We start from the raw sequence: 12,385 nt of genomic DNA on the forward strand, positions 1-12,385 counted from the left end.
CCCCCGCCCCGCCCCGAACATCACACCCAACTGCGGCCCCGCCCCGGGCATCGCACCCAACCCCGGCATCGCCCGCGATACCGCACCCAACCGCGGCATAGACCGGGGTGTCACACCCGACTCCGGCCGCGTACCCCGGACCCACCCCCCGCTTGGAGGACGACACACGCCTGCAGGCAGACGCCACCGGCCACCCTCATCCCACGAGCGCGGTCAGATCAGCACCATGGGTGCGGAGACAGTGACCCGCAGAAGATCACAAGGAACCGCTGAAGATCACGAGCTGATCGGCATCGGATCGCCGCGTTCGAGCAGGCTGTGAGCAGGACTTTGAGCAGGCTGTGTGCACGGCATCCTCGGCCCTTTGGGCGCGTTCACCATGGAAGGGCCGGTCGCTCTCGCCGACCCCGGATATGAGGACGCTCCCAGGGTGGGCGGGAGAACCATCGCGGCCATGGCGACGGCGGGGGCGGGCGGAGCCGGGAAGAAACCGGAGGGTGGGTGGGAGGTCCACGGTGATCGTTGGATGTTTGTAAGGGGGTGGTGGTGAGAGGTTGATGGTGTGAGTAGTCCACCCGCTGGGCGGCAGGATGCGTACGAGCCGGGGCAGGATCCCCGGCGGTGGCGGGCGCTGACGGTCTGCCTGGTGGCGGGGTTCATGACATTGCTGGATATCAGCATCGTCAACGTGGCGTTGCCGTCCATTCAGGCGAGCTTGCACGCCTCGGACAGTGCGCTGCAGTGGGTGCTGTCGGGTTATGCCCTGACGTTCGGCTTGGCCCTGGTCCCTGCGGGAAGGCTGGGGGACGCGCGTAGCAGGCGGGCCGTGTTCATGATCGGGGTGGCGCTGTTCACGGTGACCAGCGCGGCGGCGGGGGCGGCGCAGCACGAGTGGTGGCTGGTGGGGGCGCGGCTGGTGCAGGGCGTGGCGGGCGGGATCATGATGCCGCAGGTGTCCGGGTTCATCCAGGAACTGTTCGCCGGGGCCGAGCGGGGGCGCGCGTTCGGGATGCAGGGGGCGGTGGTCGGGCTGTCGACGGCGGTGGGGCCGCTGCTCGGCGGGGTGCTGATCCAGGTGTTCGGGGCGGCGGACGGGTGGCGGTGGGTGTTCTACGTGAACCTGCCGATCGGGCTGGCCGCGCTGGTGCTGGCGCGGCGGCTGCTTCCCGCGCGTCACCCGGTCGCGAAACCGGCCGCCGAGGCGAGGCAGCGCGGGTTCGACCCGGTGGGGACCCTGCTGCTCGGCACGGCCGTGATGCTGATCCTGCTGCCCTTCCTGCAGGAACGTATGTGGCCAGGATGGCAGAAATGGCTGCTCGAACCCGTGGGGCTGCTGCTGATCGTGGTGTTCGTGCGCTGGGAGCGCCGTGCCGCGAAAGGGATCGAGCCGCTGGTCCACATGGACCTGTTCCGCATTCGCGAATACCGGCTAGGCGCGCTGCTCTCGCTGAGCTACTTCGCCGGATTCACCGCCGTCTTCTTCACCTTCACCCTCTTCCTGCAGAACGGGCTGCACTACACAGCGCTGCTCGCGGGCGTCGCCTCGACCCCGTTCGCGCTCGGCTCCGCGCTCTCGGCGGCCGTCGGCGGCCGGCTGGTGCTCCGGTTAGGCCGGGCCATGGTCGCGGGCGGGCTGCTGATGGTGGCGGCGGGATTGCTGGGCACGATGTGGGCCGTGCACCAGGTGCCTGGCCCGCACGTGGGCTGGGCGACGGCGGGCCCACTCCTGCTGGCAGGCCTGGGCAGCGGCCTGGTGATCACGCCGAACCAGACGCTGACGCTCAGCCAGGTGCCGGTGATCCGCGCGGGCAGCGCGGGCGGCGTGCTGCAGACCGGGCAGCGCATCGGCGGCGCGGCGGGCATCGCCACCGTCGGCGCGGTGTTCTTCGCCCACCTCGCCGGCTCCGGCGGCGATTGGGCGGCCGCGTTCCAGCTCGGCATGCTGACGTCGACGATGTTCGTGCTGATCGCCCTCCTGGTGGCGCTTTACGACCTGTTCGGCCCGGGTTCTCTCTAGCATTCAGCTATGAAGCGATTAGCGTTCCAGGTGGCGGTGGGGCTGAGCGTGCTGGCGATCGCGCCCATGACCTGGGCGTGGCTGGTGAGCTCGCCGTACCGGACGGACGCGGTCACCCGCGACTGGGTCGAGCGCGTGCCCGCCGCGCCGGTGGCGCTGGTGCTCGGCGCGGGTATCTGGGGTGACCACCCGACGCCGATGCTGGGCTCCCGGCTCGACATCGCCACCACGCTGTACGCCCAGGGCAAGATCAAGGCCATCCTCGTCTCCGGCGACAACCACATCAAGGCGTACGACGAGCCGACCGTCATGCGCGACTACCTGATCGCCAAAGGCGTGCCCAAGGACAAGATCGTGCTCGACTACGCGGGCTTCGACACCTGGGACTCCTGCGTCCGCGCGAAGAAGATCTTCGGCGCGAGCGCGGTGACGGTCGTCACCCAGAGTTTCCACCTGCCCCGGGCGGTGACCCTGTGCCGGACGGCGGGCCTGGAGGCGTACGGCGTGGGCGACGACTCCTCCCAGGCGTTCCGCGGCACCACCTACGTCTACGCGGCCCGCGAGTTCTTCGCCTCAGGCAAGGGCTTCCTGGACGCCGTCATCCTGCGCTCGGATCCCCAATTCCTCGGCCGCTACGAAACCTCGCTGGATCAGGCGATCGCGTCTGGGTGAGGGCCTGGCCCAGCGCGTACGTCCGCGGCGTCGTCAGCGCGGTGAGGCCCAGGCGCTCGTGCGCGGCGAGGGCGCGCTCCGCGTGGTCGCGGGCCAGGCCGGGGTCGCCGAGCCCAGCGGCCAGGTCGGCCAGGATCTGGTGGGTCGCGCCCCAGCAGACGACCTGGCTGCCCATCACCACCAGTTCGTCGGCGTGCGGCAGCAGCCGCTCGTACATGACCTCGGGGTCGGGCGCGCCGAGCCGGGCGGCGACCATGCCCCAGCCCGCCGTGACGAAGCGGGTGCTCCAGTCGGAGGGCTGCCAGCCCGCCCAGCGCCCGGTCAGCCGCCGGGCCGCGGCCTCGTCACCGGCGTCGATGGTGGCCAGTACGGCGAGCGGCCGCATCGGCGCGTGCACCGGGAGCTCGGCGGTGGCCACCAGGCCGGCGGCCATCTCCCCGGCCTGGCCCCGCGCCCGGCGGCTGGTGAACAGGGTGGCCAGCCGGCAGTCTTCCAGCCCCCACATGGTGGTCCGGCTCAGCAGCCGGCCGTACTCGCCGGTGAGCCGCTCCGACTCGGCCCACTCCCCGGCCATCGCGGCCCGGGTGGACTCGGCCAGCCACACCATGGCCACCAGGTCGGGCTGGTGCACCTCGGCGGTCAGGCGGCGGCACCGGGCCAGCTCCGCGTGCCATTCGGCCACCTCCGCGAGTTCCAGCAGCGCCGTCATGCGCATGATCCGGGCGACCAGTTCGGCGGACCGGGTGAGCCCGGGTAGGGCGATCATCTCCTCGGCCGCGGCCAGCCGGTCGCGTCCGCCGCCGGGCACCCAGGCGGCGTTGATGTAGTTGTTCAGGGTTCTGGCCCGCAGCGCTACATCGCCATTCTGCCGGGCGATCTCGACGGCCGCGGCGGCGTGGCGTTCGCCTTCGGCGCGGCGCGGGCCGTAGTGCAGTTCGAGACTGAGCGTGCCGAGCAGCGCGGCCCGCTGCTCGGCCGGCAGTTCCCCGGCCAGCAGGTCCTCCAGGACGGCCACCATACGGTCGTCGACCGTGCCGTAGGAGCGCCAGTTCCACACCGTCACCCCGCCGAACACCATCGCGGCCTCGGCCATCGCGGTCCGGTCCCCGATCCCGGCGGCCAGGTCGATGGCCTCGGCCAGGGTGGCGTGCGCGCCGATGACGTCGCCGGTCGCCCTGCGGGCCCGGCCCAGTTCGATCAGCAGCGCGCCGCGTTCGGCCGGGTCCCCGGGCCCGTACGCGGCGAGCGCCTGCTGCCATAGCTCGACCGCCTCGTCGAAGGCCAGCTGGGCGGTGGCCTGCCGGGCGGCCCGCGCCGCGTAGGAGACGGCCCTGGCCGCCCCGCCGACCCGGGCGGCCAGGGCGAAATGGTGGGCGAGCACCGGAAGCGGGGCGGACTCGCCGCCGGTCGATTCCAACGCCTCACCCGCCCGCAGGTGCAGCCTGGCCTTCGCCAGCCGGTCCAGCCCGGCGTACAGCGCGTCGCAGACCAGCACGTGCGAGAACCGGTAGTCGAAACCGTCGGGCGTCTCGGCCAGCAGGCCGGTGGCCACGGCGGGCGCCAGCCGCGCCATGACGTCCTCGGCCGGGATGGCCGCCGCCGCCGCGAGCACGTCAAGCCGGACGTCCCGCCCGAGCACGGAGGCGGTCCTGAGCAGGTCCTGGGTGGGTTCGGGCAGCCGGGCCACCCGGCGGGAGATCACGTCGCGGACCGTTTCCGGCACCTGGTCGAGGCGCTCGCCGTCCAGCAGGCGCAGCAGTTCGCCCAGATAGAAGGGGTTGCCGCCGGTCCGCCGGTAGAGCGCCGCGGCCAGGGCGGGGTCGGCGCCGCCCAGGTAGGCGGCCACGTCGCGCGGGCTGAACGGGGGCAGCCGGAGGCGTTCCGTGCCGGGTTCGCGGGCCAGCGCGGCCAGCGTGTCGGCCAGCTGCTCCGGTTCGCGGCCGGGTTCCGGGCGGAGCGTGGCCAGCACCAGCATCGGCCTGCGGTGCAGCTCCCTGGCGGCGTACCTGAGCAGCCGCAGCGAGGCGGCGTCGGCCGAGTGCAGGTCGTCCAGGACGACCATGACGGGCTCGGCCGCGAGCGTGCCGAGCACCCGCTCGTGCAGGTCGAACAGGGCCACGTCAGGGTCGGCCGCCGGGTCGCCGGAGCCGGAGGTGAGCCGCCTGACCGTGTCGGCGGCCCGCTCGCCGACCTCGCGCAGGGCCTGCAGCCAGGGCCAGAACGCGGGCGCCGCGTCGGCCTCCACGCAGCGCCCCCACACCACGCGCACCCCGGCCGCGTCGGCGGCGGCCTGCGCCAGCCGGGTCTTGCCGATGCCGGCCTCCCCGGCGACCAGCAGCACACCGCCCTGGCCACGGGCGGCCTCCGCCAGCCGGTCGGCGATCCGGCGCAGCTGGGCTTCCCTGGCGATCAGGCCGGCGGTGACGGCCTTCGGCGGCGGTTGCGCCTCCAAGGTCACCGACTGGTCGAAGACCGCCTGCTCCACCCGGCGCAGCTCAGGACCCGGCTCCAGGCCGAGGTCCTCGGCCAGCCGGGCCCGCGCCCGCCGCAGCGCGGCCAGCGCGTCGGCCTGCCGCCCGGCCCGGTACAGCGCCATCGCCAGCAGGCCCCACAGCCGTTCCCGATAGGGGTGCGCCTCGACCAGGCGCTCCAGGTCGGCGATCGACGAGCCGGTGTCGCCGAGGGCCAGCCGCGCCTCGAACCGGTCCTCGGTCGCCGAGGCCTGCAGTTCGCTCATCCGGGCGATCACCGGCTGGGCGAAGCCGTAGGCGGAGAATTCGGCCAGCGGTTCGCCGCGCCAGGTGGCCAGCGCGCGGTCCAGGGCGTCCAGCGCCTCGCCGTACGCCTTGCGGGACAGGGCCTGGCGGCCCTGCTCGACCCCGGCGGTGAACCGGACCAGATCGATCTGTTCCGGTTCGACCGCGAGCAGGTAGCCGGGCTCGCGGGTCAGCAGGATCGCCGGCGGGGTCCGCGGGGCGCGGCCGGGTTCCAGCACGCGGCGCAGGTGCGAGATGTACGCCTGGAGCGTTCCGATCGCACTGGAGGGAACCGTGTCCGCCCACAGCTCGTCGATGAGCCGGTCCATCGACACGATCCGCCCGGGCTCCAACGCCAGCAGGGCCAGCACCGCGCGCTGCTTGCGGGGCCCCAGATCGAGGCGTTCGCCGTCGGCCCTCCCCACCTCAAAAGGGCCGAAAAGTTGGAACTCCAGCGGATTCATGGATGAAGCGTACGGCCGGTCGTGAACGGCTTGGAAGTGGCTTGGACCGTGTCCAAGCCGCCTCCAGGAAGCCTACAAACGCCCCCACGCACCCTGAAGTCACACAAAGACCTTTCAGGGGAGAACCATGAACGACTTCAGCGCCCTCCGGTCCGATCTGCGCCGTGTCGTGCGCGGGCGGGTGTTCGTCAGCGGCGACTCCGGTTTCGACGACGCGCGGGCGGCCTGGGACTCGGCGGTCGAGCAGCGGGTCAAGGCGGTCGTCGAGGTGGCCGACGCCGCCGACGTGGCCGCGCTGGTCGGATACGCCCGCGAGGCCGGGATCGGCCTCGCCACCCAGCCGCTGGGCCACGCCCCGGCGAGCTTCGACGACGCGATCCTGGTGCGAACCAAGAACCTATCCGATATCCAGATATTTCCCGATCAGCGCCGGGCGAAGGTCGGGTCGGGCGCGCTCTGGGGCGACGTGCTCGCCCAGTCCGCCAAGCACCAGCTGACCGGTCTGGCCGGGAGTACCACCTATGTGAGCACCACCGGCTTCACCCTCGGCGGCGGCCTCAGCTGGTTCGGCCGCAAGCACGGCTTCGCCGCCAACCACGTGCACGCCTTCGAGGTCGTCGACGCCGACGGCGTCCCGCAGCGGGTCACCGCCGACTCCGATCCTGACCTGTTCTGGGCGCTGCGCGGCGGCGGTGGTGACTTCGCCCTGGTCACGAGCGTCGAGTTCGACCTGTTCCCGGCCCCGGAGCTGTACGGCGGGCGCATCCTCTGGCCGGCCGCCCGCGCCCAGGAGGTCATGGCGGCCTTCCGCGAGGTCACCGCCACCGCCCCCGAGGAGCTGAGCACCTGGTTCACGCTGATCCAGTTCCCGCCCTTCCCCGAACTGCCCGACTTCCTGCGCGGCCTGTCCGCCGTCGCCATCGACGTCACGTACCTGGGCGCCACCGCGGCGGCCGCCGACCTGCTGGCCGCCTTCGACCGCATCCCCGGCGTGATCATGGACACCCGCGGCCAGGTGAACATCGCCGACCTCGGCGACATCTGCGCCGAGCCCACCGAGCCGACGGTCGCCCTGCTGCGCACCGAACTCTTCGACCGCTTCGACGAGGAGACCTCCTCCGCGCTGCTGGCCGCCGCCGGCCCCGGCACCGTCGCCCCGCTGGCCGTCCTCCAGGTACGGCACCTGGGCGGCGCCCTCAGCCGCCCGGCCGGCACCGACGGCGCCTGCGGCCACCTGACCGAGCCCTACCTGCTGTTCATGCTCGGCATCCTGCCCTTCCCCGAACTCGCCGGCCCGATCCAGGAACGCCAGCGCGCCATCGCCCGCGCGGTCGCCCCGTCCCTGAGCGGCCGCCGGCCCTTCACCCTGCTCAGCCACGACGTCCCCGCCGAAGCGGCCTTCCCCGCCGAGACCCTCGACCGGCTGCGCGACATCAAGCGCCGCCGCGACCCCCAGGGCGTCTTCCGCAGCAACCACCCGGTTCTCGGCTGATGGGCGGCAATATCAGCCTTCTACGGTAGATATGAGCGCGGGGTCTCATGGGAGATCCCGCGCTCACTGCCGTAGCCGGCTCGTGCCCGCTGGTCCCTGAAATCCCATGACCCTGCTGGAGTCGCAATGTCTTCGCGAACTAACGCTGCCTTGGCAGTTGTCCTCGGTGGTGCGGTAGTGATCGGTGCGGTGGTCGCCCTAATGATCGCGCTTGCGCCGGCCGGCGAGACTCCCGCTGGCGGCCGGACCTCCTACTCGGGTCCGCATGCGAGCGGCGGCTCCGAGGAGCGATCAGAGGCGGGGGCGCGAGCGGCCGCGACGCGGGCGTTCGACGCCTACTCGGCTGGGGACTACGAAACGTTCCGTGAGATGTGGTCGATGTCGGCCCATGGCCTCATCACGCCGCCGGACTATGCGCGACTGCAGGAGCTGTGCCCTCCAAGTGACCACGGGGTGCGGCACACGGTGGAATCTGTTCGGCTGGCGGGGGACGTAGCGGAGGTTAACGTCGCCACAACCGATGGAACCGTCATCCACGAGTTCGTCTTTGAGGACGGCCGCTGGCGGTACAGGCTGTCGGCAGAGCAGTACGCGGAGTACGCAGAGAATTCGGTTGAGCGGATTGTCATCGACAGGCGCCAGGCGGACGCCTGCGCGTAGAGATCGATTACACGGCTGACCGATGTCGATCCGGGCGCGGGCCGTTCGTATAAGGGGTGAGAAGCTGAACGAGGAGGGGCCAGAGATGAAGCAATACCTGCTCAGCGTTTACCAGCCCGACGGCGACCCGCCGCCCGACGTCGACCTGCAAGCGATCATGCGCGGGGTCGAGGAGTGGGACCGGGAGCTGCGGGACGCCGGGGCGTGGGTCTTCACCGGAGCGCTGCACCCGGCGAGCACCGCCACCGTGGTCAAGGCCAAGGACGGCGACCTGCTCCTCACCGACGGCCCGTATGTCGAGGGCAAGGAGCACCTGGGGGGCTTCACGGTGATTCGGGCCGAGGATCTGGACGCGGCGCTCGGCTGGGCGGGCAAGCTCGGCCGGATCACCACGCTGCCGATCGAGGTGCGCCCCGTCCACGAGGGCTGATGCACGACATCGACCGGATCTTCCGGGGCGAGTACGGCCGCGCGGTGGCCGTCCTGGCCCGCGTCTTCGGCGACCTCGACATCGCCGAGGAGGCGGTCCAGGACGCGTTCGCGGCGGCCGTACGGCTCTGGCCGGAGAGCGGCGTGCCGCCCAGCCCGGCCGGATGGATCATCGTCACCGCGCGGAACCGGGCCGTCGACCGGCTGCGCAGGGAGGCCGCCAGGGACGCCAAGCACGCGCAGGCCGCGCTGCTGAGCGCCGAGGCCGAGCAGGTGGAGGAGGGCGCGGTGCGCGACGAACGGCTTCGCCTGATCTTCATCTGCTGCCATCCGGCGCTGGGCACGGGGGCCCAGGTGGCGCTGACGCTGCGCTTGCTGGGCGGGCTCACCACGGGGGAGATCGCGCACGCGTTCCAGGTGCCGGAGCCGACGATGGCGCAGCGTCTGGTCCGGGCCAAGGGCAAGATCCGGGACGCGGGCATTCCCTACCGGGTGCCGCGCGAGGCCGATCTGCCCGACCGGGTGCGCGCGGTCCTCGCGGTGATCTACCTCATCTTCAATGAGGGATATTTCGCGACTTCGGGCGATCGCCTGGTGCGGGAGGACCTGTGCGGGGAGGCGATCCGGCTGGGGCGGGTGCTGGCCGAGCTGATGCCTGACGAGCCTGAGGCCCTGGGATTGCTGGCGCTGATGCTGCTCATCGAAGCCCGGCGGGACGCGCGCGTCTCCGGTGGCGAGCTGGTGCCGCTGGGCGAGCAGGATCGGAGCCGGTGGGATTCCGCGCTGATATCCGAAGGGCGAATCCTGGTCAGGCGATGCCTGCGGCGGGGCAAGCCGGGGCCGTACCAGATTCAGGCGGCGATCAACGCCGTGCACACGGATGCGGGTGGGACCGACTGGGAGCAGGTCCTCCGGCTGTACGACCAGCTGATGGTCGTAGCGCCTTCGCCGGTGGCTGAGCTCAACCGGGCGGTCGCGGTGGCCGAGGTCTCCGGGCCCGGAGAGGCGCTGGGCCTCGTCGACGGGCTGGGTCTCGATGGGTATCACGTGTTCCACGCGGTCCGGGCGAACCTGCTGCGTCGTCTCGGCCGGGACGACGAGGCGGTGGCCGCCTACGAGGCGGCGCTGGCCAGGACCGGGAACGAGGTGGAGCGCGAGTTCCTGCGCAAGGGCCTTAGCCAGGCCTCAGGCCGCGTCGATGACTGATGGCGCGGCCTGTGCGACGGGGTTCACGCGGCGACCAGGGTGCCTCGGTGCGGAGTCATCACGGAACGGTCCGGCATGAGCAGGCCGGTGTCCTCGAACAGGATGACGCCGTTGCACAGCAGGCTCCAGCCCTGTTCCGGGTGGGCGGCGGTGACGTGCGCGGCCTCGCGGTCGGGTGCGTACGGGGACGGGCAGTGCGGCTGGTGGTTGCACATGATCTTGGTCCTTCTCGGGTTTCTCCAGGTTTGGTCGTTCAGTAGGGCAACGTGCGGCCCGATGGCGTGCGGAGGTCGGCGGCGGCGAGCCGGGTCGGCCGCTTGGGCCGAGGCCGGAGCCTGATCTGTGCCATCCTCATCACGTCCTCTTCGGTGGTATACGGCGATCCGTACGTCTAGAGTGTCCCAGTCCCCACTGACATTTTCGTCGTATTTTTCCGGGTTCCGGGTCGTCGTCCGGTCTCGCAAGTTCAGAGTGCGCCGCGGCGCTGACAGTTTGCTTTCATTGCGCTTTCCATCCCCTTACCGGGGGTGGCGGGTGTGTTCACCGCCCTAGCGCGGTGCAGCGTGGCGATCGGCCAGCCGCTGCGGCGTGGTTTGAGTTGTGTACTTCTTTGTCAACGGCATAGGGCTCGCCCGTAATCCCGCTTCTGAGGGTCAGGCTCCGGTTATCCAGGTAAAGGATCCTGCGCGATGACGCAATGTCAGTCTAACGCGAGGCAAGGGCTATACAACCCCTTTGACCTGGCATTTTGAAAGATCTACCCAACAGGACGCCAGGGTGATCACATGACTGTCGTCAAGCTGATCACCCCCGCCACCTGCCCCTGGCCAACGGCTACAGCCATGTGGCCGAAATAGCCCCCTGGAAGCCGCATTATCTGGACATCCGGCCATGGTCCCGATCTCCGCCCGACGGCGCGCAGGAGACGGGGAATCCCAGACGCGTCAAGACAAGGTCAACGTGGGTCTGGCACCGGAAGCCGCCGGGACCGGCCGGATATCGTGGTCTTGGGAGGAATCATGGGAATCGTTTCGCGTGGCTTCTTTGGGCGGCGGCGGGAAGAGGACGTCAAGCTTCCGCCGGGGCAGTACCTCACCCACGACTTCCCGGTGCTGTCGGCGGGGCCGACGCCGCGGATCGGGCTCGATCGGTGGGAGTTCGCGATCGACACCGAGCTGGGGGAGACCCATCGCTGGTCCTGGCCGGAGCTGCTGGCGCTGCCGTCGGAGACGCCCACCGTGGACCTGCATTGCGTGACGAAATGGTCAAAGCTCGGCACCGGCTGGCAGGGCGTGTCGCTGGACGTGCTGATGGAGAACGTCGAGACGGGCGCCGAATACGCGCTGGCCTACTCCTACGGCGGATACACCACCAACCTGCCGCTGGAGGACCTGCTCGACGGCAAGGCGTGGATCGCCTACAAATACGACGGCGACGACCTGGAGCCCCGGCACGGCGGGCCCGCCAGGCTGCTGGTGCCCCACCTGTACCTGTGGAAATCCGCGAAATGGGTGCGCGGCATCCGGCTGATGAACGAGGACTGGCCGGGCTTCTGGGAGACGGCCGGATACCACAACTACGGCGACCCGTGGCGCGAGCAGCGCTACCAGGGCGACTGATGCCGCGCCTGCCCTGGCGCGTGGCCAAACTGGTCGAGATCCGCCAGGAGACGGCCACCGCGCGCACGCTGGTCTTCCAGATCCCGGGCTGGCCGGGGCATCTGGCCGGTCAGCACGTGGACGTGCGGCTGACCGCGCCGGACGGCTACAGCACCGAGCGCAGCTACTCGGTGGCCGCGCCGGAGCAGGGGGATCGGGTCGAGCTGACGGTGGAGCTGGTCCCCGACGGGGAGGTCTCGCCGTACCTGCTGGAGATCCTGGAGGTCGGCGACGAGGTGGAGATCCGCGGGCCGGTCGGCGGGTGGTTCGTCTGGCGGCCGGACCACACGACGCCGGTGCTGCTGGTGGCGGGCGGCTCGGGCGTGGTGCCGCTGATGGCCATGATCCGGGCTCGCCGCGCGGCGGGCAGCTCCGCGCCGTTCCGCCTGATCTATTCGGTACGGGAACCCGATCAGCGCTTCTACCTGGACGAACTGGCCAATCCCGACCCCGGCTTGGACATCGCTTACCTGTTCACCCGCAAAACCCCCGACGGCTGGGCCAGACCTCCCGGGCGCATCACCCAGGCCGACCTGACCGGAGCGTCCACGGACATCGACAGTTACGTCTGCGGCCCGACCGGGTTCGTGGAGGCCGCCGCCGACCATCTGATCGCCCTCGGCCACGCCCCGGACCGCATCAGAACCGAACGTTTCGGACCCACTGGAGGCTGACATGTCCATCGACTACCTGGACGGCAACGCGCTGGCGGGCCCGCTCGGCGAGCTGTTCGCGGTCGACGTGACCGCCGCGATCGGCACCTGCGCGGGCTGCGGCGCCGCGGGCCCGGTCGCCGCCCTGCAGGTGTACGGCCCCGAGCCCGGCCTGGTCGCCCGCTGCCCCAGCTGCGAGGAGGTCGTGCTGCGCCTGGTCAGGACCCCGGACGCGGCCTGGCTCGACCTGCGCGGCGCGGTCTCGCTGCGCATCCCGATGCCGGAAACGCGGAGTTAATAGGGTTTACGGGGTATTCACCACGGCTTGCGCCAGGCGCAAGACCCGCATTGCTTGCAAATATGGCGGTATCTGACGAT

11 protein-coding genes are annotated in these 12,385 nt (G+C 71.0%); 9 read left to right on the forward strand and 2 right to left on the reverse strand.

Annotated elements, in window-relative coordinates; all coding sequences use genetic code 11:
- Positions 1-562: 562 nt before the first annotated feature.
- A complete protein-coding gene (locus tag Amac_RS42125; protein WP_246269054.1) occupies positions 563-2,017 on the forward strand; it encodes an MFS transporter in 1,455 nt (484 codons plus the stop codon).
- 9 nt (positions 2,018-2,026) lie between these two features.
- Positions 2,027-2,689, forward strand: a complete 663-nt coding sequence (locus tag Amac_RS42130) for a SanA/YdcF family protein (RefSeq protein WP_155360045.1) — start codon at positions 2,027-2,029, stop codon at positions 2,687-2,689.
- Here the strand turns inward: Amac_RS42130 and Amac_RS42135 are convergent.
- A complete protein-coding gene (locus Amac_RS42135; protein ID WP_155360046.1) occupies positions 2,616-5,909 on the reverse strand; it encodes an ATP-binding protein in 3,294 nt (1,097 codons plus the stop codon). The two genes, Amac_RS42130 and Amac_RS42135, sit on opposite strands and share 74 nt — an antisense overlap.
- 127 nt (positions 5,910-6,036) lie before the next feature.
- On the opposite strand from Amac_RS42135, the gene Amac_RS42140 reads away from it, so the two are divergent.
- The 4 genes from Amac_RS42140 (at position 6,037) to Amac_RS42155 (ending at position 9,696) form a co-directional block, all read left to right on the forward strand.
- Complete coding sequence (locus tag Amac_RS42140) at positions 6,037-7,401, forward strand: FAD-binding oxidoreductase (protein WP_155360047.1); 1,365 nt, start codon at positions 6,037-6,039, stop codon at positions 7,399-7,401.
- Between the two features lie 177 nt (positions 7,402-7,578).
- Positions 7,579-8,061, forward strand: a complete 483-nt coding sequence (locus Amac_RS42145; RefSeq protein WP_155360048.1) for a hypothetical protein — start codon at positions 7,579-7,581, stop codon at positions 8,059-8,061.
- Positions 8,062-8,146: 85 nt separating this feature from the next.
- Positions 8,147-8,491, forward strand: coding sequence for a YciI family protein (locus tag Amac_RS42150; RefSeq protein ID WP_155360049.1), 345 nt, complete (start codon positions 8,147-8,149; stop codon positions 8,489-8,491).
- Positions 8,491-9,696 carry an RNA polymerase sigma factor gene (locus tag Amac_RS42155; protein ID WP_155360050.1) on the forward strand — a complete coding sequence of 402 codons (1,206 nt, stop codon included), beginning with the start codon at positions 8,491-8,493 and terminating at the stop codon, positions 9,694-9,696. The genes Amac_RS42150 and Amac_RS42155 overlap by 1 nt, the downstream gene beginning before the upstream one ends.
- 23 nt (positions 9,697-9,719) lie before the next feature.
- Here Amac_RS42155 and Amac_RS42160 read toward each other — a convergent pair whose 3' ends face one another.
- Complete coding sequence (locus Amac_RS42160) at positions 9,720-9,911, reverse strand: DUF5999 family protein (RefSeq protein ID WP_155343456.1); 192 nt, start codon at positions 9,909-9,911, stop codon at positions 9,720-9,722.
- A gap of 804 nt (positions 9,912-10,715) precedes the next feature.
- Here Amac_RS42160 and Amac_RS42165 point away from each other — a divergent pair.
- From Amac_RS42165 to Amac_RS42175, 3 genes are read left to right on the forward strand one after another with little or no spacing between them, the layout of a single operon-like run.
- Positions 10,716-11,315 (forward strand): sulfite oxidase-like oxidoreductase, encoded by a 600-nt coding sequence (locus Amac_RS42165; RefSeq protein ID WP_155360051.1) that lies wholly within the window; start codon positions 10,716-10,718, stop codon positions 11,313-11,315.
- Positions 11,315-12,028 (forward strand): ferredoxin reductase, encoded by a 714-nt coding sequence (locus Amac_RS42170; protein WP_218041618.1) that lies wholly within the window; start codon positions 11,315-11,317, stop codon positions 12,026-12,028. Before Amac_RS42165 ends, Amac_RS42170 begins: the two co-directional genes overlap by 1 nt.
- A gap of 1 nt (position 12,029) precedes the next feature.
- Complete coding sequence (locus Amac_RS42175; RefSeq protein ID WP_155360053.1) at positions 12,030-12,305, forward strand: DUF6510 family protein; 276 nt, start codon at positions 12,030-12,032, stop codon at positions 12,303-12,305.
- Positions 12,306-12,385: the final 80 nt, after the last annotated feature.

It is taken from the genome of Acrocarpospora macrocephala (assembly GCF_009687865.1).
Taxonomy (GTDB): Bacteria; Actinomycetota; Actinomycetes; order Streptosporangiales; family Streptosporangiaceae; genus Acrocarpospora; species Acrocarpospora macrocephala.